Origin of the sequence: uncultured Comamonas sp., from assembly GCF_964277875.1 — a bacterium.
In the GTDB taxonomy this organism is placed as follows: domain Bacteria; phylum Pseudomonadota; class Gammaproteobacteria; order Burkholderiales; family Burkholderiaceae_C; genus Comamonas; species Comamonas sediminis.
Genome location: NZ_CAXYJV010000033.1, coordinates 1 through 19,756, shown reverse-complemented (window position 1 = coordinate 19,756; position 19,756 = coordinate 1). Strand labels below are relative to the sequence as shown.

Genomic DNA, 19,756 nt, shown 5'->3' with positions numbered 1-19,756 from the left:
ACTGGGAGCCAGGGGTAGCAAAGGCATCGGCCTGTGAAAGCAGTGGATCGCATTGGCGAATCTGGGTCCAGCCGTCCTGTTCCCAGGAGCATTCCGGATCATCTTGCTGTAGCGAGGACTCCACCAGCACAAGCCCCACCAGCAGCAGCACCACCCCCACCGCCTGGCGGGCATGGCGTCGCAGCCGGTGACACCAGCGCATTACACGCGCAAGATGCGTTCACCGCGACCGATGCCACTGGCACCGGTACGCACGGTCTCGAGGATGGCCGAACGATCGATCGCACTGAGAAAGGCATCGTTCTTGGCCTGGTCGCCGGTCACCTCGATGGTGTAGCTCTTCTCGGTCACATCGATGATGCGGCCACGGAAGATGTCGGCCATGCGCTTCATCTCCTCGCGCTCCTTGCCGACCGCCCGCACCTTGATCATCATCAGCTCGCGCTCGGTGTAGGCGCCCTCGGTCAGATCCACCACCTTGACCACTTCAATGAGGCGGTTGAGGTGCTTGGTGATCTGCTCGATGACGTCGTCCGAGCCGGTGGTGGTGATGGTCATGCGCGACAGCGAGGCATCCTCGGTGGGCGCCACGGTGAGCGACTCGATGTTGTAGCCACGGGCCGAGAACAGGCCCACCACGCGCGACAATGCGCCTGGTTCGTTCTCCAGGAGAACCGCAATGATATGTTTCATAAGAACAGATTCCTCTTTTCGCTACCCTCCCCCAACGCCGGTAAGCGCTGGGCTCGGTAGACAATAGATTCGTCAGAAAGGGAAAAGCCGAAGAAAGAGGTGGACGCGTGCCTGCAGCAGGACGCGCCTACCAGGGACGGCGTTTACAGATCGTCCGCGCCCAGCAGCATCTCGGTGATGCCCTTGCCGGCCTGAACCATCGGGAAGACGTTCTCGGTCGGGTCGGTGCGGAAGTCGAGGAACACGCTCTTGCGCTCTTCACGGGCAATGCGCCGCGCTTCGCGCAGCGCCGGCTCCACGTCCTCGGGCTTCTCGATCAGAATGCCCGCATGGCCATAGGCTTCGGCCAGCTTGACGAAGTCAGGCAGCGAATCCATGTAGCTGTGGCTGTAGCGGCCCGAGTATTCGATCTCCTGCCACTGGCGCACCATGCCCAGGAAGCGGTTGTTGAGCGCGCAGATGATGATCGGCGTCTCGTACTGGCGGCAGGTGGCCAGCTCCTGGATGTTCATCTGCACCGAACCTTCGCCGGTGATGCAGAACACCTCGGCATCGGGCTTGGCCAGCTTGATGCCCATCGCATACGGAATGCCGACACCCATCGTGCCCAGGCCGCCCGAGTTGATCCAGCGGCGCGATTCCTCAAAGCGGTAGTACTGCGCAGCCCACATCTGGTGCTGGCCCACGTCCGAGGTCACGTAGCAGTCCGCATCGCGGGTCATCTGCCACAGGGTCTCGACGACAAACTGCGGCTTGATGACTTCCTTGTTCTCGCGGTCGTAGCGCAGGCAGTCGCGGCTGCGCCAGCCTTCGATGGTCTTCCACCAGTTCTGCAGCGCATCGGCATCCGGGCTGGCCACGCTCTCGCGGACCATCGCAATCAGCTCGGAAAGCACTTCCTTGCAGTCGCCAACGATGGGCACATCCACCTTGACGCGCTTGGAAATTGACGAAGGGTCGATGTCGACATGGATGATCTTGCGGTCCACCGACATGAAGTGCTTGGGGTTGCCGATGACCCGGTCGTCAAAACGCGCGCCCACGGCCAGCAGCACATCGCAGTTCTGCATCGCGTTGTTGGCTTCGATCGTGCCGTGCATGCCCAGCATGCCCAGGTACTTCGGATTGCTCGCCGGGTAGGCGCCCAGTCCCAGCAGGGTGTGGGTCACCGGGTAGCCCAGCAGGTCCACCAGGGTGCGCAACTCTTGCTCTGCACCGCTCAGCAGCACACCACCGCCGGTATAGATATAGGGGCGCTTGGCCGCCAGCAGCAGCTGCAGCGCCTTGCGGATCTGGCCGCTGTGGCCCTTCTTGACCGGGTTGTAGGAGCGCATTTCCACGGTCGAGGGATAGCCGGTGTAGGCCACCTTCTTGAAGGAAACGTCCTTGGGGATATCGATCACGACGGGGCCGGGACGGCCGGTGCGTGCGATATGGAAAGCCTTTTTCATCGTCAGCGCCAGATCGCGCACATCCTTGACGAGGAAGTTGTGCTTGACGATGGGGCGCGTGATACCGACGGTATCGCATTCCTGGAAGGCATCCGAGCCAATGGCGGTCGTCGAGGTCTGACCGGAGATCACGACGATGGGGATGCTGTCTGTGTAAGCAGTGGCAATACCGGTGACTGCATTGGTCAGGCCCGGACCCGAGGTGACCAATGCCACGCCCACCTCACCGGTGGCGCGGGCAAAGCCGTCTGCTGCATGCACTGCTGCCTGTTCATGGCGAACCAGCACATGGTTGATGGTGTCTTGTTTGTAGAGCGCGTCGTAGATGTAGAGAACTGCGCCGCCGGGGTAGCCCCACAGCTGCTTGACGCCTTCGGCCTGCAGTGCCTTGACCAGCACTTCAGCGCCCATGAGTTCTTGGGATTTCTGCGCGGACTGATGCGCCGCTTGCGCCGAGTTCTGCTCGGCCTTGGACATTTCCATGATCAACCTTTGTGAATTTCTCTAACGAAAAACCTCTGGTGCTCCTCGCCCAGCTCTTGTGGAGCCTGCTTGGAACTTGAGGCCAACGGACATGGGCGAGATGCTTGCGACGCCGGACCGTGACCCTTTTGCTTTTTGATGCTTATACATTATCGCACTGCAGCATTGCTTTGCGACAAGCTACGGATTTTTTTTCGATAGGATGCGATAATCAGAGGCTTGATGCGGTGTTTTTTGCCACACTTGGTTGTTATACCCGGGTGAAAAGCGAGAAATCTCTGATTAACCACGGTGTTGGGTACGATTTGGCCACAGAACGAGAACTGTCCGACTTTCTGAAAAGCGTTGAAAAGCGAGCTTTCAAGCGCTCGCTTTTTCATGTGCGCGACCAGGAAGCCGCGCTCGACATCGTCCAGGACAGCATGATGAAGCTGGCCGAGCACTATGGCGACAAGCCTGCGCAGGAGCTGCCCATGCTGTTCCAGCGCATCCTGTCCAACAGCACGCTCGACTGGTTCCGCCGGCAGAAGACGCGCAATGCGCTCTTCACGACGATGAGCGACTTCGAAGGCCCGGATGACGAGGGGGAATTCAACCTTCTGGACATCTACAACGCCGACAATGGAGACGCCGAGCAGAGCGCCGAGCACCATACGGACCGCAAACAAACCCTTGCATTAATAGAAAAAGAGATACAACAGTTGCCAGCGCGTCAACGCGAAGCGTTTCTGATGCGTTATTGGGAAGAGATGGACATTGCAGAGACTGCAGCAGCCATGGGTTGCTCAGAGGGAAGTGTAAAAACCCACTGCTTTCGCGCCATCCAAACCTTGAGTAAAGTGCTTAAGGCCAAAGGAATCGTGCTATGAACCGCCCAAACACCGCCCAAACCGTTGTCCATGCTGAAATTTTTGCCCGCCGCGTCACCGCTCGGCTGAGCGAAGCCGAGGCTGATCTCGACTACGACATCAGCGAACGTTTGCGAGCGGCCCGCGAGCGCGCCCTGTCGCGCCGCAAGGTGGTGGCGGTGCCCGCCATCGCGCGCCAGCCCCAGCAAGAGGCGGCTGCGCCCTCCGGCAAACGCAACTGGTGGCGCGCCGTGGTGTCGGCTGTGCCGCTGAGCGCAATGGTTGCCGGTCTGGCGTTCTTCAACGGCGTGCAGGCAGACGAAGGCGCCAGCGAAATGGCTGAGTACGATGCCACCTTGCTGGCTGACGAGCTGCCTCCAAGCGCCTATACTGATCCTGGATTTACCCAGTTTCTGAAGACTGCTGCGCAAAAGCAGCCCACTGACAAGCGTTGAGACACGATTACGACAACGACGAGGTAGCCGGCAGCACGCCCGCCCCTTCGACCCTTTCTGCGATAGCAGCCGGTATTTTGCTGGCTGCTTTTGCTGTTGTAGGCATCTATGCCGGCAACCAGGCCGCCAACATCTATGGCAGCGCCGCCAGCGACCTGGTAAGCGCCAACAGCGTCACCCGCTCCACAAGCCCGCGCAATGAGGGCCCCAACTGGGATGCACTCGATGACGACCAGCGCACGGTGCTGGCCCCGCTCGAAGAGCAGTGGAACTGGCTGACCACGCAGCAGAAAACCCGCTGGACGATGATCGCCGACAGCTTCGACGATTTTTCGCCGCAGGAGCAGTTGCGCATTGCCGAACACATGAAGGAATGGGCCAAGTTCAGCCTGTCCGACCAAAGCCAGGCGCGCCTCAACTATTCCAACATCAGCAACCTGTCCGCCGAGGAAAAGCGCAAGCTCTGGGAAGATTACCAAGCGCTCAGCGCCCGCGAGCGCAAGCGCCTCGCCCAGGGCGGTGTGCTCTACCACGGTGGTGTGGCGCTGGCGCCGCGCCCCTCTGCACGCAGTACCGGCCGGCTGGTCAAGGTGCCGGCGGCGGCCATCAACCCCAACCGCGCCAATCCGCCCAAGATCCTGCCGCCGCCCGAGATCCGCGTGCAATCGCGCGGCATGGTGACCCCGGTAGAGGTCGGCCCGCTGAGCAGCCCGGCACCGGCTCCCGGCAACACGCCTGCGGCGCCTGCGCTGCCGCCCGCCCCCGCTGCGGCGCCACTTCCGCCTGCGGTAGAGACTGCGCCGGTGCAAATGCCTGCCACGGTAACCCCTTCACCGCTGCCGCCGCTTGACAACCAGACCCGCCCCCGCGCGGGCGAATCACAATCGCGCAGCAGCGACAGCCCTGTGCACCCGCCGACCTGATACTGGCAGCATGCAGCCCTCCACCCGCACAACAGCGCCAGACCCTGGCTTGCCCGCCACCCCTTCGCTGTTGCGCGCGCCACGCCTGGCGCGGCGCATGGCGTGCTGGTTGTACGAAGGCATGCTGATGTTCGGCGTCGTGTTCATCGCAGGTTACCTCTACAGTGCGCTCAGCCAGACCCGCCATGGGCTGGACAATCGCCATGGTCTGCAGCTGTTCCTGTTCATCGTCTTTGGCATCTACTTCACCTGGTTCTGGCACAAGGGCCAGACGCTGGCGATGAAGACCTGGCATATCCGCATCGTCAGCCGCAGCGGCCAGCCGCTGTCGCAAGGCCGTGCGCTGCTGCGCTATGTCTGCAGCTGGTTGTGGTTCTTGCCGCCCCTGGTGGTCAGCATGCCCTTTGGGCTGCCGGTGTCTGAAATCCTGGTACTGCTGACCGGCTGGATCGCCTTCTGGGCACTGGCCAGCCGCTTGCACCCGCAGGGCCAGTTCTGGCACGATGCGCTGGCGGGCACCTGCCTGGTCGCTGCCGATCGCGCAGCCTCAGCCCTGCCCGCACCGGGCCCGTCGGTATAGACGGCTGCCCGAGGGGCACTGCGATTGGCCGTGATGCACCATCAGGATCGCAGGCGATGCCCGCATTCAAATGCTGCAGTGCAATAATAAGCGTGACCGTGCGCCATCTGTTGTAGCGCCTGGACCTGATCCGATGAACCTGCCCGAACCCCGCCCCCCTGCAGAACCTGCCCAGCCGCCGTACAGCCTGGCCGACACCCTTGCAGCCAACCCGCAAAAAAGCCGCACGGGCCTGCGCCGCGTCTGGCATGCCGCCGGTTACTCGCTGCAAGGACTGCGCGCGGGCTGGGGAGAAAAAGCGTTCCGGCTGGAGGCGATACTGGCCCTGGTGCTGCTGCCCGTGTCCGTTTGGCTGGCGCGGGACTGGCGCGATTGGGCCTTGCTGATCACTCCGGTTTTTTTAGTGCTGATCGCCGAGCTGCTCAACACCGGCATTGAAATGGCGATGGACCGCTTTGGCCCTGAGTGGCATGTGCTGGCCAAGAAGGCCAAGGACATGGGCAGTGCCGCCGTGTTCCTGGCCCTGGTGCTGTGCGCGGCGGTGTGGCTGCCTGCGTTGTATGAAAGATTGTTGAAATGACCCACTCCCCTTCCTTCTCGATGTGCGTTTACTGCGGCTCGCGCCCTGGCAAGCTCGAAGCCTTTGGCGAGGCCGCCCAGGCGGTGGGCCACTGGATTGGCAGCCACGGCGGCCAGCTGGTTTACGGCGGCGGCAAATCCGGCCTGATGGGCACGGTGGCCCGCGCCACGCGCGAGGCCGGCGGCCGGGTGGTGGGCGTGATCCCCAAGGCCCTGGTTGACCGCGAACTGGCCAATGAGCTCTGCGATGAGCTGCATGTGGTCACCACCATGCACGAGCGCAAGGCCATGATGGCCGAGCGCAGCAATGCCTTTATCGCCATTCCCGGCGGCATCGGCACCTTTGAAGAGCTCTACGAAATCTGGACCTGGCGCCAGCTGGGCTACCACGACAAGCCCATCGGCATCCTCAACGCCAATGGCTATTACGACGGCATGCTGCAGTTCCTGCAGCAATGCGTAGGCCAGGGCTTTATGGATGAGTGGCAGATGGGCCTGATCAAGAGCGGTGACAACCATGCCGCCCTGCTGGCCCAGCTGGTTGAAGAAGCCGGCCTGGCGCAGCAAAGCGATGCGCTGCGCGAAGTGATCTAAGCAGCGCCCAGCAGACACGAAAAAGCGGCCCGTTGGACGGGCCGCTTTGCTTTTGCGGGATCAGCACCGCGCTGTGGACTCACGCAGCAGCGGTGCTGGAGACTGCGAGCTTAGTCGTTGTCCGCCACCGTCTTTGCAAACGCAATACCGATCAGCGAGATCACTGCCGTGCCGACGATGTACCAGGCCACCGGCACCCAGGAGCCGTTGTAGGTATTGAGCAGCCAGGTGGCCAGCAAGGGCGCAGTGCCGCCAGCCAGCGCCGCGCCAATCTGGTAGCCCAGGGTGATGCCGGTGTAGCGCACGCGGGTCGAGAAAATCTCCGAGAACAAGGTGCCCAGCACGGCGGTGATGGGTGCCCAGACGAGACCCAGGCCGACGACGGTGGCGATGACCAGGCTGGTCATCGTGCGCTGCTCGAGCAGCATGAAGTACGGAAAGGTGAAGGCGGCCATCACCAGGGTGCCGGCCACAAACATGCGCTTGCGGCCCATGCTGTCCGACAGGCGCCCCATCAGCGGAATCATCAGCGTCGTGACCAAGGTCGCAATGGTCACCGCATTGAGCACGGAGATCCGCTCAAAGCCCAAGGTGGCCGTCGCGTAGCTGACGATGAAGGTCGAGAAGATATAGAACGGCGCCGTCTCCACGAACTTGATGGCGACGGCCACCAGAACCGCGCGCCAGTGGTAGCGCAGGGTTTCGACCAGCGGGATCTTGGCCACATTGCCGCTGGCCTTGGCCTGCTTGAACGCGGGGGTCTCATCAATGCCCTTGCGGATCCACAGACCCAGGAACACCAGGATGGCGCTCATCAGGAAAGGCACGCGCCAGCCCCAGGCCAGGAACTGGTCATCGGGCAAGGTGCTCATCACGGTAATGGCCAGGGTCGCCAGCACCATGCCGATGGTTACGCCCATCTGCGGCACGCTGCCAAACAGGCCCTTGCGGTTCTTGGGTGCATACTCGTAGGCCAGCAGCAGCGCGCCACCCCACTCGCCACCAATGCCCAGGCCTTGCACCAGGCGCAACACGATCAGCAGAATCGGCGCCCATATCCCAATCTGTTCATGGCCCGGCAGCAGGCCGATCAGCACGGTGGCGCCACCCATCAGCGACAAGGTGATCACCAAGGTCTTCTTGCGCCCGATGCGGTCTCCGATGTGCGAGAAGATAAAGCCGCCCAGCGGCCGGATGAAAAAGGTCAACGAGAAGGTCAGATACGACAGCATCAGTCCCACGACCGGGTCCGAGGTCGGGAAGAACACCTTCCCGAACACCAGCGCCGCCGTGGTCGCATAGAGGAAATAGTCGAACCACTCGATGGAGCTTCCCATCAGACTGGCAATCAGTACTCGCTTGTTGGTGGCCGCAGACGCCGCGGGCCCGGTCGAAGATGTGCGCATGGAAGGAATGAATCAGATAGCAAAAAAATGAAGGGCAGCCCGGCCCGCACAGCGCCCGGGCACGGGTATCAAGCGGCTGCGGCGCTAAAGGCGTCAAAGGCCAGCGATGCGGCTGCCAGGTCCTCCAGGGCCGTGCCCACGGCCTTGAACAGGGTGATCTCATCGGCGCTGCGGCGGCCCGCATGCTGGCCACGGCACAACTGCTCCAACGTAGCGGCCAGGCGGCCCGGCTCCCAGGCGCCGCTGGCAATCGGATCGAGGATGTCCCCGGCTTTCATCAGCGCTTCCGGGGTATCGACAAAGACCGTGGCGCGGGCAAAGCAGGCGTCATCGCTCTCGCGCATCCCCGGTGTAAAGCTGCCGATCAGGTCCAGATGGGCACCGGGCTGCAGCCATTCGCCGCGCACCAGCGGTGCCGTGGACAACGTGGCGCAGCTGATGATGTCGGCCTGGCGCGCCGCCTGCTCCAGGTCGGTGGCGACCGAGGCCTGCAGGCCCTGCGCCTGCAGGCGTTCGACCATCGCTTGCGCAGCCTCGGGGCGGATGTCCCAGACCTGCACTTCCTGGATATCGCGCACGCAGCGGTAGGCATCGGGCAACAGGCTGGCCACGCGGCCGGCGCCTGCCACCAGCAAGCGGCGGGCATCAGGGCGGCTGAGCCAGCGCGCCGCCAGCGCCGATGCCGCAGCGGTGCGGCGCGAGGTGATGGCATCGCCATCCAGCACCGCCAGCGGGGCGCCGGTGGCTGCGTCATAGAGGATGAAGACCGAGTGCAGACCGGGCAGGCCGCGCGCCTGGTTGCCGGGGAAGATCGATACCGTCTTGACCCCAATGCGCTTGCCGGTCTGCCACGCGGGCATCAGCAGCATGATGCCGTCTTCCGTACGGGTCTCGCCCACGATGGCGTGGTTGTGGCGCAGTGGCACTTCGCAGCCCGCGATGAACATCTGTTCGAGACTGTCGATCAAGGCTGCCATCGGCAAATGCTGGGTGGTGTGGCTGAAGTCAAGGATTTGCATGCGGCGCGATAAATTTACTAAAGAGGATTAATTTTCGTATAAGAAATTTAATGCAGTTTGAGACAATAAATTTCTTGAAATAGCTCTTTTCATCTAGGGTTTACCCGAAAATTGGGCCTAAAACGCGGCCGCCAGCGCTGCGCTGCGCCACGGGCCAGTGCACGCACCCCTACACTGGCGAGCACCACAAGAGCCTGCCATGCCCCACGCCCCCCTGCCCCACCACAACGCCGGCACCGATGCCACCACCGATGTGCTGGCCACCAAATTGCGCCTGCTGCGGCGCAACGCCGATCTGACCTTGCAGCAGCTGAGCCAGCGCTGCGGCATCTCGGCCTCGGCACTGTCCAAGATCGAGCACGGCCAGCTCTCCCCCACCTATGAAAAGATTGCGGCGCTCGCGCGCGGGCTGGATGTCGATGTGGGCGAGCTGTTCAGCCCGCTGCAACAAACGGGCCTGCGCGCCCGGCGCAGCGTCACCCGCAGCGGCGCAGGCCTGGTGCATGCCACGCCGCAGTACGTCTACGAGCTGCTGCACGCCGACCTGGCCGACAAGCGCTTTATTCCGTTGCTGACCACGATCAAGGCCCATGAGCGCAGCGCCTTTCCCCAGTTGCTGAGCCACGATGGCGAAGAGATGCTCTACGTGATGCGCGGCACGGTCGTCGTGCATACCGACAGCTATGCGCCGCTGGAGCTGGCCGCTGGTGACTCCTGCTATTTCGACAGCGTCATGGGCCATGCCTGCATCTCGGGCGGCGATGAGGATGCGCAGGTGCTGTGGATCTGCTCGCACACCACGATCAAGCCCTGAACCCGCTGCCCAGCAACCGGCAGCAGGCATGAAAAAAGCGCCTGGCTTGCCCAGGCGCTTTTGCGGATTTGGGTGCGGTCTGGATCAGACCGCCGCTTCGTCCAGATCACCGGTACGGATACGGATCACACGCTCGATCTCGGTGACGAAAATCTTGCCGTCACCGATCTTGCCGGTACGGGCCGCATTGACGATCGCGTCCACACAGCGGTCCACGTCCTCGTCCTTCACGGCGACTTCAATCTTCACCTTGGGCAGAAAGTCCACGACATATTCGGCGCCCCGGTACAGCTCGGTGTGGCCCTTCTGGCGGCCAAAGCCCTTGACTTCGCTGACCGTCAGACCGGTCACGCCCACATCCGCCAGAGCTTCACGCACCTCGTCCATCTTGAAAGGTTTGATAACGGCGGTAATCATTTTCATAAGGCTCTCCTGGGATGGGCATATACACGCTGCGCTGGCAACGCGCGCAGCAACTGGGGCTATTGTGCGTCAAGATTCCGCCGCCGGCACCTCCAGGGCCAAATCTCCGGCAGCAGTCGCATGGCGCGCTGGCTATGCCCCGTCCAGGCGCAGATCCAGCCGGGCAGCCAGCGCCTGGCTCTGGGCATTGAGGCCCGTCACCTGCACCACGCTGCCATGCTTGCGCAGCCGCGCGCATACCTTGCTGAGCGCCTGCACTGCGGTGATGTCCCAGAGATGCGCCTGGGCCATGTCGATGCGCACCGGCCTGGCCTCGATCTCGCGCACATCAAAGGCATCGACGAGCAGATCTGCCGATGCAAAGAACACCTGGCCGCGCACGGCATAGACCAGTCCGGCCTCGCCGCTGCGCTGCACCTGCAGCAGCCCGGACACCTTGAACATGAAGAACACCCCGCTGAGCAGCACGCCCACGGCCACACCGGCAGCCAGGTTGTGGGTGGCGATGGTGACCACCACGGTGGCCAGCATGACGAGGCTCGACAGCTTGGGATGCCTCAGCAGCGCGCGGGCCGATCCCCAGTCCAGGGTCGAGGCTGACACCATGACCATGACCGCGACCAGCGCCACCACCGGCACCTGCGCCACCCAGGGCTTGAGCAGCACCATCAAACCCAGCAGAAAGGCACCGGCAAACAAGGTGGACAGCCGGCCACGCCCGCCATAGCGCACATTGCTCACGCTCTGGCCGATCATGCCGCAGCCGGCAATGCCGCCAAAGCAGCTGGCCGCCACGTTGGCCAGGCCCAGCCCGCTGCATTCGCGGTTCTTGGCGCTGGGCGTGTCGGTCTGCTCATCGACCACGCTGGCGGTCATCAAGGATTCGAGCAGGCCCACCATTGCGATGGCCAGCGCCGGCAGCGCAATCAGCTGCAGGGTCTGCCAGGACAGCGGCACATCGGGCAGCGCACAGCGGGGCAAGGTATCGGGCAAGCGGCCCAGGTCCGCCACGGTCTTGAGCGGCAGGTCCAGCGCATGGGCCACGCCCGTCAGCACCAGGATGCAGATCAGCGGCGACGGAATGGCCGTGCTGATGCGCGGCAGGCCATAGATGACCACCAGGCCCAGCGCCAGCATGGCCCAGGTGGCGCCATTGGCGCCCACCAGATGCGGCAGCTGGGCCGCAAAAATAAGGATGGCCAGTGCATTGACAAAGCCGGTGCGCACCGAGCCCGAGACAAAGCGCAGCAGCACCCCCAGGCGCAGCCAGCCAAACAGCATCTGCATGGCACCGGCCAGCAGGCCGGCGGCAAACAGGTACTGCACGCCATGGGCCTGCACCAGCGGTGCGGCCACCAGGGCCACCGAGCCCGCAGCCGCCGATACCATCGCCGGCCGTCCACCCGCAAAGGCAATCACGATGCTGATGACAAAGGAAGCAAACAGCCCCACCGACGGATCGACACCGGCGACAAAGGAAAAGGCGATGACCTCGGGGATCAGCGCAAACGTGGCGACCGCGCCGGCCATCAGCTCGCGCGGCACGCTCGGCGCCCACTGGGCGCGGAAATAATGAAGAAAAGGGGACATGGCAACGCGCGCACCCGGCAGCGCCGGGTACTGCTCCAAAAAAGACGGAGGAAATGCGGCAGCACAGGCAGCCTGCGCGATGCCGCGATCAACGAAAGCGAGGAAAGGCGGGCCGCGCTATGGCGGATGGCGCCGCGAAAAGCCCGACTGGCGCGTGGCCACCAGGCGTGCGATGCGCGCGCGCACAAAGCTCTGAAAGCGCGCAGCCCCCAGCTGCCACGCAGCAAGCGCGAGGGCTGGGCAGGCACAGCGCATCAAGGGCATGGGCGAGGCGTGGGGCGCAGCCTGGCCGCTCAACCCCGGAAACCGTTGGTGATGGGGTAGCGCCAGTCGCGGCCAAAACCCCGGGCCGACAGGCGCGGGCCCACGGCGGCCTGGCGGCGCTTGTATTCATTGATGCGGATCAGGCGCACCACCCGCTCCACATCGGCGCGGGGGTAGCCGGCGGCCACGATGCTGTCGATATCGGCATCCTGCTCCATGTAGCGCTCGATGATCGCATCGAGCACCTCATAGGGCGGCAGGCTGTCCTGGTCCTTCTGGTCCGGGCGCAGCTCGGCACTGGGCGGGCGGGTGATGATGCGCTCGGGGATGGGGTTGCGGCCGGTGCCATAGGGGTCATGGGCATTGCGCCAGCGCGCCAGCTCGAACACACGGGTCTTGGGCACATCGCGCAGCACCGCAAAGCCGCCCGCCATGTCGCCGTACAAGGTGCAGTAGCCGGTGGCCATCTCGCTCTTGTTGCCGGTGGTCAGCACGATGGAGCCAAACTTGTTCGACAGCGCCATCAGCAAGGTGCCACGGATGCGGGCCTGCAGGTTTTCCTCGGTCGTGTCTTCGGCACGGCCGGCAAAATCATGCGCCAATGCGGCCTTGAAGGCCTCGAACTGCGGCGCAATTGAGATCTCTTCATAGGCCACCGACAGGCGCTCGGCCATCTCGCGCGCATCGATCCAGCTGATGTCGGCCGTGTACGGCGACGGCATCATCACGGTGCGGACCTTGTCGGCCCCCAGCGCATCGACCGCAATCGCCAGCACCAGCGCCGAATCGATACCGCCGGACAGGCCCAGCACCGCACTGGGGAAGCCGGTCTTGCCCAGGTAGTCGCGCACCGCCACCACCAAGGCCTGCCACAGCTGCTGGTTGGTATCACCGGGCGCAGCCACGGGGCCGGACAGTTGCAGACCGGTGGCCGTAGCCTGCACCTGCACCGACAGCAGATGTTCGTCAAAACCCGGCGCGCGGGCAGCCACCTGCCCATCGGCATTCAGCGCGAAGGAATGGCCATCGAACACCAGCTCGTCCTGCCCGCCCACCAGGTGGGCATAGACCAGCGGCAAGCCGGTTTCGCGGCAGCGCTCGGCCAGCAAGGCCTCGCGGTGGCCGGGCTTGTCCATCTGGAACGGCGAGGCATTGATGACAGCCAGCAACTGCGCGCCCGCCGCCTTGGCCGCACGCGCGGGCTGGCTGGCCCAGGCGTCTTCGCAGATCAGCAGGCCAATGCGATGGTCTGCGACCTCGAAGACGCAGGTCTGCGAGCCTTCGACAAAGTAGCGCGTCTCGTCAAATTCCCGGTAGTTGGGCAGCAGCTGCTTGCGGTAGCTGGCGACCACCTGGCCGGCACGCACCACGCTGGCGGCGTTGTAGCAGCGGCCGTGGGCCGCATGCTGCGCTGCCTGCGGGTGGCCCAGCACCACCGTCAGATCCGGCCATTGCGTGCTGGCCTGCACCACCTGCGCCACCGCTGCATCGCAGGCCGCCAGGAACGAGGGGCGCTGGAACAGGTCTTCGGCGGCATAGCCGCAAATGCCCAGCTCGGGCGTCAGCAACAGCTGCACCCCCTGGGCGGCAGCCTGGGCCGCTGCATCAATGATCTTGCGGGCATTGCCCGGCATATCACCCACAATAAAGTTCAGCTGGGCGCTTGCGATGGAAAAATGGGACATGGATGACTCGATGGCAAGGGGGCAGCGCACCAGAGCCACAACGAGAGTGGGCAAGGCCCGCGCCTGGTGCAGCCAAAGAGTCTAGCCTACAAACCACAAGGCCTGCGCAGCGGCGCGCAAAACCCGCCAATCCGGCACCGCTGTCCCGGAGTTTGCGGGCAGAATCAGACTTTTGCACCACTACCTGCAGCGTCCCATGAACTTTGGCAGCGACAACCAAGCCGGCGTCTCCCCCCGCATCCTGCACACCCTGGTCGAGGCCGCCAGCGGCATCCAGTCCGCCTACGGCAACGACGAGTGGAGCCAGCGCGCCGAGCAGATGCTGGGCGAGGCCTTTGGCACCCCGGTGAAAGTGTTCTTCGTCACCACCGGCACAGCGGCCAACTGCCTGGCGCTGTCCACCATTGCCCAGCCCTGGAACGCCGTGGTCTGCCACCACATGGCCCATATCGCGGTCGACGAGAACAGCGCCCCCGCCCTGTTCACCGGCGGCGCCAGCCTGCTGCCGATGGCCACGGACAACGGCAAGATCAGCGCCGAAGACCTGGCCGCCTTTGTGGCGCGCACCCCCCATGACGCTCCTCACAACATGGTGATCAGCGCGCTGAGCATCTCCCAGGTGACCGAGAACGGCCTCGTCTACCAGCCGCAGGAGATGGCCGCGCTGGCCACCCAGGCGCATGCCCTTGGCCTGCGCGTGCACATGGATGGCGCGCGCCTGGCCAATGCCGTCGCTGCGCTCCAGTGCCACCCCGGCGATATCACCTGGCGTGCCGGAGTCGATGTGCTGAGCCTGGGTGCCTCCAAGAACGGCGCGCTGATGGCCGAGGCGGTCGTGTTCTTCGACCCGGCACTGGCCCAGAACTTCTCGCTGCGCATCAAGCGCAGTGGCCAGCTGGTCTCCAAGAGCCGCACCATCGGCGCGCAGTTCTGTGCCTGGCTGGAGGGCGGCCACTGGCTGGAGCTGGCCCGCCACGCCAATGCGATGGCGTCCAAGCTGTCTGCCGCGCTGGCCGCCACGCCCGGCGTGCGCCTAAGCTGGCCCACCCAGGCTAACGAAGTGTTTGTGCTGATGCCCATCGCGCTGTATGAACAGCTGCGCGCCCAGGGCGTGCGCTGCACCGACTGGTACGCCAGCAGCGTGCCGGCAGGTACCCAGCTGCAGGCGGATGAGGTGGTGGTGCGCTTTGTCACCTCCTGGTCCAGCACCGACGAGGAGATCGCAGCGCTGATGGACCTGGTGCACAGCCACCAGCGCCAAGCCGCATAACCTGCGCTGTGCAGTGGCGCGGCAGGCAGACCACAATCGGGCCATGACCTCGCTGCCCGCCGACCCCACGCCCGCACCCCGCCCCAGTCTGGAGCTGCGCATTCTGCCCAGCATGGCGGAGTTCGATGCCTCCGCCTGGGATGGGCTGCTGGCCATGCAGCAGCGCCCCACCCCCTTCATGCGCCACGCCTATCTGCAGGCGCTGGAGGTCAGCGGCAGCGCTACTGCAGAGAGTGGCTGGCAGCCTTGCCACCTGAGCCTGTGGCAGGGCGGCGCGCTGGTGGGCGCCTGCCCGATGTACCTCAAAAGCCATTCCTACGGCGAGTATGTGTTTGACTTTGCCTGGGCGCGGGCCTATGCCGAGCATGGCCTGGACTACTTTCCCAAGGCGGTCATCGCGGTGCCCTTCACACCTGTGCCCGGCAGCCGCCTGCTGGTGGCCGACGACAGCTTGCGCGCCCCGCTGCTGCATGCCGCCGCCCAGTTTTGCGGGGAGCAGGAGATCTCGTCGCTGCACCTGCTGTTTGGCGCTGCGCCCGATCTGCAGGCGGCGCAAGACATTGCGCTGATGCAGCGCGAGAACGTGCAGTTCCACTGGCACAACCGCGATGTCCTGGCCGGCGATGCCCGGCCCTACGCCGACTTCGATGATTTCCTGGCCGGGCTGCAGCAGGACAAGCGCAAGAAGATTCGCCAGGAGCGGCGCAAGGTGCAGGCGGCCGGCGTGACGTTTCGCCATGCCTGCGGCACGCAGATCCGCGAAGCGGATTGGGACTTCTTCTACCAGTGCTATGAGCGCACCTATCTGGAGCATGGCAACGCGCCCTACCTGACCCCGGCTTTTTTCGACGCAATGCGCACGCAGATGCCCGAGAACTGGCTGCTCTTCATCGCCGAGCGCGAGGGCCGCCCCATCGCTGCCAGCCTGATCGCCATCGACGCGCCAAGCACAGGGCCGCGCCACGCCTATGGGCGCTACTGGGGAGCCATCGAGCGGGTGGACTGCCTGCACTTTGAAGCCTGCTACTACCAGCCGATTGAATGGTGCATACGCCAGGGCCTGCAGTGCTTTGAAGGCGGCGCGCAAGGCGAGCACAAGATGGCCCGTGCGCTGATGCCGGTACGCACCCCCAGCGCCCACTGGCTGGCCCATGCCGGTTTTGCCCAGGCGGTCGAGCGCTACCTGGCGCGCGAATCACAGGGCATGGCGGAATACCAGCGCGCGCTGCAGGACCACAGCCCGCTCAAGCATCCACAATAAGGCCGGCCCCCTCGCCATTGGACCCTGCCCAAGTTGTAATTAATTTTGTCGCCCGTCAGCTGTGCGTTGCGGTTGTCGGCGATACCGCACAGCAAGCACAAGGCTGCACTGACAAGGCCTGGCACAGCGGCTGCGCACAATGGCTACACCTCAACCAAGCAAGGAGTGACACCATGAACAAGGACCAAGTCGTAGGCAAGATCAAGGACCTCGCAGGCGAAGCACAAGCGGGTGTCGGCAAGGCCATCAACAGCCCCAGCCAGATTGCCAAGGGCAAGGCACTGGAAGCAGAAGGCGAAATCCAGAAGAAAGCCGGTGATGTGAAGGAGACCTTGAAGGATGCCGCGGACGCGGCCAAGAAGCGCCTCTGAGCCTCATCGCGCATCGGGGTGTAACAACGGCCTTGATGAACGTCACTAACTCATACAAATTACCGACATCGGGGCGTCCAAATTAAGGCAATATAAGCCTATTGATTCAACCGAACCCCTCCTTGGCCAGCATTCATTGCTGGCATTTTTTTGCCTGCAGCACAAGTGCAGGCAGCGCCAGCAGCGCCGGCGCCTGCCCCTGAGGCATGCCGGGCATCAACGCTAAAAAAGGGGGTCTGGCAGCGACGAATCAGGCCGAATGCGCCTGCACCGGCGCCAGGGCCGCCAGCGCGCCCAGCAAGGCCCAGCCCAGTGGCCATTCGCCATGGCCGGACTCCACATTGATATGGCCGGCCGAGGGCACGCGGACAAAGGTACTGCCCCAGCTCTTGGCATAGGCGCTGGCCATGCGGATCGGGCAATAAGGGTCGTTGCTGCTGGCAGCCACAATGCTGGCGAAGGGCAGCGGGCTGGCCGGCACGGGTGTGAAGTCCTCAAACAGCGCACGGCGCTCCGGATCGGCCGGCGCAACAAACAAGGCGCCGGCAATGCTCCCTGCCGGCTTGCTGCGCAGTTGCTCCACCGCATGCACGCTGGCAATACAGCCGAGCGAATGGGCCACCAGGATGACCGGGTGCGGCGCGGCCGCAATGGCCTCCTCCACACTGGCAACCCAGGGGCTGCGATGGGGTTGCAGCCAGTCCTCCTGCTCCACCCGGACGGCGCCCGCAATGCGCGCGGCCCATAGGCTTTGCCAGTGGCCCGGGCCGGAGTTGCGCCAACCCGGCACGATCACCACCGAGACGGGAGCCCCCGTCTCTGCTTCGCCGCGCCAGCCTGGCTGCACAAGGTGCTGGCCATTGAGGTGGGCGGCCGCAATGGCCGCATGGCGGGGCGGAGTGGAGGGGTTGAGCGTGACAAGACAGGCACCAGACATGGATGCATTGTCAAAGCAGCACCTTAGATCAACAACGACTATTTTTGAGTATTGTTATTTCAAAAAATCATATCCAACCAGCCTCCGCCGGAAGGCCATGGACCGACCCCAGCGAAGCAGACGTATTGCAGCCGTCGCCGAACGGGTTCAGCCCACGGCAGGACGTGCTGAACCCGCGCCCTCAGGTGCCATCGACCTGGCCAATGCGCTGCAGTGGCAGGTTCTCGCCCATGAAGTCCAGAAACGCGCGCTGCGCTGGCGCCATATTGCGGCGCGAGACGAAGGCCGCATGCAGAATGCCTTCGGGGATGCTCCAGCCCGCAAGCAATTCGACCAGGTCGCCATTGGCTACCTCATCGCGCACCATCGCTGCGGGCATCCAGCAGGCGCCGATGCCGTCGAGCACCGCGTACTTCAAGGTCACCAGGTCATCGGCCACATAGCGCGCCTGGTGGTGGATGGTCACATGCTCGCCTTCGGGGCCTACCAGCTGCAAGGTGCTGTTGCCATCGGCACTGGTCAGCGACATGGTCGGGATCTTGCTGCCCAGGTCCTGCGGGGTTTGCGGCACACCGTGCACGGCCAGCAGCTCGGGGCTGGCCACCAGGCGCTGGCGCGTCATGCCCAGGCGCTTGACCACCAGGCTGCCGCTGTCGTTGAGGTTGGCGCGCACCCGCAGCGCGACATCGATGCCCTCCTCGATCAGGTTGATGGTGCGGTTGGTCACCAGCATCTCGATGCGCACCTTGGCATAGGTGCGCAAAAACGCCGGCAGCAGTTTGCCCACCGCGCCCTGGGCCAGGGTCACCGGGCAGGACACCCGCACCGTGCCCGAGGGCTCGCGCTGGGTCTGTTCCATCTCGGCCTGGGCATTCTGCGCCGCCTCCCGGGCGGTCTGGGCATGGCGCAAAAAGGTCTCTCCCGCATCGGTCAAGGACAGCCGGCGCGTCGTGCGCTGCAGCAGCCGCACGCCCAGCTGTGCCTCCAGATCGGCAATGCGGCGCGACAGCCGCGACTTGGGCACGCCCAGCGCGCGGCCTGCCGCAGCAAAGCCGCCGCGCTCGACCACTTCGGCAAAGTAGTACATGTCGTTGAGGTCGTATTTCATCGTGAGAGGCAGCGTGAGCGCGGTCTGCGCAGGCGGATAGACGGCAAAAAAGTTCGCCCATCATAGTTCTAAAAATAGAACAATCCAACCCACTTCCGCCCCTTAATCCGGCCCGCGCAGAGTGACAGAATTCGTCCACTGGCAAAAATGCTGCGAGTGCAGCAAAAGCCATGACCTGCTTGAAGGACCGACCATGAAACTGCTGCATATCGATTCGTCCATCCTGGGCGCCAACTCCGTCTCCCGCCAGCTGAGCGCCGAAGCCGTCAAGGCCTGGGTGGCCGTGCATCCCAACACCCAGGTTCAATACCTGGACCTGGCCGTCAACACACCACCCCATCTGAGCGCCGACGCGCTGGGCTTTCGCACCGGCCAGGAGGCCAAGACCGAAGCAGAGCGTGCGCAAAATGCCCTCTCCGAAACCCTGGTGAGCCAGTTGCTCGAAGCGGATGTACTGGTCATTGGCGCGCCTTTCTACAACTTCAGCATCCCCACCCAGCTGCGCAGCTGGATCGACCGTGTGCTGCAAGGCGGCCGCACCTTCCGCTACACCGCCAACGGCCCTGAAGGCCTGGCCGGCGGCAAGAAAGTGATCGTGGTCGAATCGCGCGGCGGCATCTACTCCACCAGCGAAGGCGGCCGCGCGATGGAGCACCAGGAAAGCTACCTGCAAACCATCTTCGGCTTCATCGGCATCACCGATGTGCATTTCGCCCGCGCCGAAGGCCTGGCCATGGGCCCTGAAGCCCGCGCCGCTGCCATCAGCAAGGCCCAGGCAGAGATTGCCCAGGCCGTGGCCACGCCGCTGCAGCAGACCGTAGCGGCCTGAGTGCCTGGCGCTTGAACAGCCGGAGGCTGGGCGCCCAGCGCGCCCGTTCTCCGGCTGCGGCCCGGCACCTGCCACCCAGTGTCACGGGCCCAGGGATCCTTTGCAGAACCCTCGCCAAGCGGGATGGACGCGGATCGCCCGAGCCCGCGTTCAGACCATGGCAGGGAGTTGTG

20 protein-coding genes are annotated in these 19,756 nt (G+C 64.2%); 11 read left to right on the top strand and 9 right to left on the bottom strand.

Going from position 1 to position 19,756, the window contains the following annotated elements; translation table 11 throughout:
• Positions 1-201: 201 nt before the first annotated feature.
• Complete coding sequence (gene ilvN / locus ACHWUQ_RS11940; RefSeq protein ID WP_021024891.1) at positions 202-693, bottom strand: acetolactate synthase small subunit; 492 nt, start codon at positions 691-693, stop codon at positions 202-204.
• 143 nt (positions 694-836) lie between these two features.
• The gene (locus ACHWUQ_RS11935; protein WP_239808759.1) at positions 837-2,627 is read right to left on the bottom strand and encodes an acetolactate synthase 3 catalytic subunit; all 1,791 of its coding nucleotides are present in this window, start codon (positions 2,625-2,627) and stop codon (positions 837-839) included.
• A gap of 305 nt (positions 2,628-2,932) precedes the next feature.
• Between ACHWUQ_RS11935 and ACHWUQ_RS11930 the strand changes: the two genes are divergently transcribed.
• The 6 genes from ACHWUQ_RS11930 to ACHWUQ_RS11905 all read left to right on the top strand — a co-directional run bounded on the left by ACHWUQ_RS11930 (position 2,933) and on the right by ACHWUQ_RS11905 (position 6,606).
• Positions 2,933-3,496, top strand: a complete 564-nt coding sequence (locus ACHWUQ_RS11930) for an RNA polymerase sigma factor (RefSeq protein WP_394681257.1) — start codon at positions 2,933-2,935, stop codon at positions 3,494-3,496.
• On the top strand, positions 3,493-3,930 hold the full coding sequence (locus ACHWUQ_RS11925; protein ID WP_239808760.1) for a DUF3619 family protein: 438 nt from the start codon (positions 3,493-3,495) through the stop codon (positions 3,928-3,930). Before ACHWUQ_RS11930 ends, ACHWUQ_RS11925 begins: the two co-directional genes overlap by 4 nt.
• The gene (locus tag ACHWUQ_RS11920) at positions 3,927-4,853 is read left to right on the top strand and encodes a DUF3106 domain-containing protein (RefSeq protein ID WP_394681254.1); all 927 of its coding nucleotides are present in this window, start codon (positions 3,927-3,929) and stop codon (positions 4,851-4,853) included. Before ACHWUQ_RS11925 ends, ACHWUQ_RS11920 begins: the two co-directional genes overlap by 4 nt.
• Before the next feature lie 10 nt (positions 4,854-4,863).
• Positions 4,864-5,433, top strand: a complete 570-nt coding sequence (locus ACHWUQ_RS11915; protein WP_394681253.1) for an RDD family protein — start codon at positions 4,864-4,866, stop codon at positions 5,431-5,433.
• Between the two features lie 133 nt (positions 5,434-5,566).
• Positions 5,567-6,013 carry a diacylglycerol kinase gene (locus tag ACHWUQ_RS11910; RefSeq protein ID WP_312415344.1) on the top strand — a complete coding sequence of 149 codons (447 nt, stop codon included), beginning with the start codon at positions 5,567-5,569 and terminating at the stop codon, positions 6,011-6,013.
• The gene (locus ACHWUQ_RS11905) at positions 6,010-6,606 is read left to right on the top strand and encodes a TIGR00730 family Rossman fold protein (protein ID WP_394681252.1); all 597 of its coding nucleotides are present in this window, start codon (positions 6,010-6,012) and stop codon (positions 6,604-6,606) included. The genes ACHWUQ_RS11910 and ACHWUQ_RS11905 overlap by 4 nt, the downstream gene beginning before the upstream one ends.
• Before the next feature lie 110 nt (positions 6,607-6,716).
• On the opposite strand, the gene ACHWUQ_RS11900 is transcribed toward ACHWUQ_RS11905, so the two are convergent.
• Together ACHWUQ_RS11900 and ACHWUQ_RS11895 are read right to left on the bottom strand one after the other, a co-directional pair.
• Entirely contained in the window at positions 6,717-8,012 is a 1,296-nt protein-coding gene (locus ACHWUQ_RS11900) for an MFS transporter (protein WP_394681251.1), read from the bottom strand.
• Positions 8,013-8,080: 68 nt separating this feature from the next.
• A complete protein-coding gene (locus tag ACHWUQ_RS11895) occupies positions 8,081-9,031 on the bottom strand; it encodes an ornithine cyclodeaminase family protein (RefSeq protein ID WP_394681250.1) in 951 nt (316 codons plus the stop codon).
• Between the two features lie 199 nt (positions 9,032-9,230).
• On the opposite strand from ACHWUQ_RS11895, the gene ACHWUQ_RS11890 reads away from it, so the two are divergent.
• Positions 9,231-9,845 carry an XRE family transcriptional regulator gene (locus ACHWUQ_RS11890; RefSeq protein WP_312527151.1) on the top strand — a complete coding sequence of 205 codons (615 nt, stop codon included), beginning with the start codon at positions 9,231-9,233 and terminating at the stop codon, positions 9,843-9,845.
• Between the two features lie 84 nt (positions 9,846-9,929).
• On the opposite strand, the gene glnK is transcribed toward ACHWUQ_RS11890, so the two are convergent.
• The 3 genes from glnK to ACHWUQ_RS11875 all read right to left on the bottom strand — a co-directional run bounded on the left by glnK (position 9,930) and on the right by ACHWUQ_RS11875 (position 13,807).
• On the bottom strand, positions 9,930-10,268 hold the full coding sequence (gene glnK, locus ACHWUQ_RS11885; protein WP_116925027.1) for a P-II family nitrogen regulator: 339 nt from the start codon (positions 10,266-10,268) through the stop codon (positions 9,930-9,932).
• Between the two features lie 132 nt (positions 10,269-10,400).
• Positions 10,401-11,858 carry a SulP family inorganic anion transporter gene (locus ACHWUQ_RS11880; RefSeq protein ID WP_394681249.1) on the bottom strand — a complete coding sequence of 486 codons (1,458 nt, stop codon included), beginning with the start codon at positions 11,856-11,858 and terminating at the stop codon, positions 10,401-10,403.
• A 293-nt stretch (positions 11,859-12,151) separates the two neighbouring features.
• Positions 12,152-13,807 (bottom strand): NAD+ synthase, encoded by a 1,656-nt coding sequence (locus ACHWUQ_RS11875; RefSeq protein WP_394681248.1) that lies wholly within the window; start codon positions 13,805-13,807, stop codon positions 12,152-12,154.
• Positions 13,808-14,003: 196 nt separating this feature from the next.
• Between ACHWUQ_RS11875 and ACHWUQ_RS11870 the strand changes: the two genes are divergently transcribed.
• From ACHWUQ_RS11870 to ACHWUQ_RS11860, 3 genes are all read left to right on the top strand, one after another.
• The gene (locus ACHWUQ_RS11870; RefSeq protein ID WP_394681247.1) at positions 14,004-15,077 is read left to right on the top strand and encodes a threonine aldolase family protein; all 1,074 of its coding nucleotides are present in this window, start codon (positions 14,004-14,006) and stop codon (positions 15,075-15,077) included.
• Positions 15,078-15,120: 43 nt separating this feature from the next.
• Positions 15,121-16,338 (top strand): GNAT family N-acetyltransferase, encoded by a 1,218-nt coding sequence (locus ACHWUQ_RS11865; protein WP_394681246.1) that lies wholly within the window; start codon positions 15,121-15,123, stop codon positions 16,336-16,338.
• Positions 16,339-16,511: 173 nt separating this feature from the next.
• Positions 16,512-16,709 (top strand): CsbD family protein, encoded by a 198-nt coding sequence (locus tag ACHWUQ_RS11860; protein WP_239808772.1) that lies wholly within the window; start codon positions 16,512-16,514, stop codon positions 16,707-16,709.
• A gap of 250 nt (positions 16,710-16,959) precedes the next feature.
• Here the strand turns inward: ACHWUQ_RS11860 and ACHWUQ_RS11855 are convergent, their stop codons facing one another.
• Positions 16,960-17,646 carry an RBBP9/YdeN family alpha/beta hydrolase gene (locus ACHWUQ_RS11855; RefSeq protein WP_394681245.1) on the bottom strand — a complete coding sequence of 229 codons (687 nt, stop codon included), beginning with the start codon at positions 17,644-17,646 and terminating at the stop codon, positions 16,960-16,962.
• 181 nt (positions 17,647-17,827) lie between these two features.
• Positions 17,828-18,754: a LysR family transcriptional regulator gene (locus tag ACHWUQ_RS11850; RefSeq protein ID WP_239808774.1), complete on the bottom strand. Its 927-nt coding sequence runs from the start codon at positions 18,752-18,754 to the stop codon at positions 17,828-17,830.
• A 193-nt stretch (positions 18,755-18,947) separates the two neighbouring features.
• Here ACHWUQ_RS11850 and ACHWUQ_RS11845 point away from each other — a divergent pair, with 193 nt between their 5' ends.
• Complete coding sequence (locus ACHWUQ_RS11845; RefSeq protein WP_312460440.1) at positions 18,948-19,583, top strand: NAD(P)H-dependent oxidoreductase; 636 nt, start codon at positions 18,948-18,950, stop codon at positions 19,581-19,583.
• Positions 19,584-19,756 lie beyond the last annotated feature (173 nt).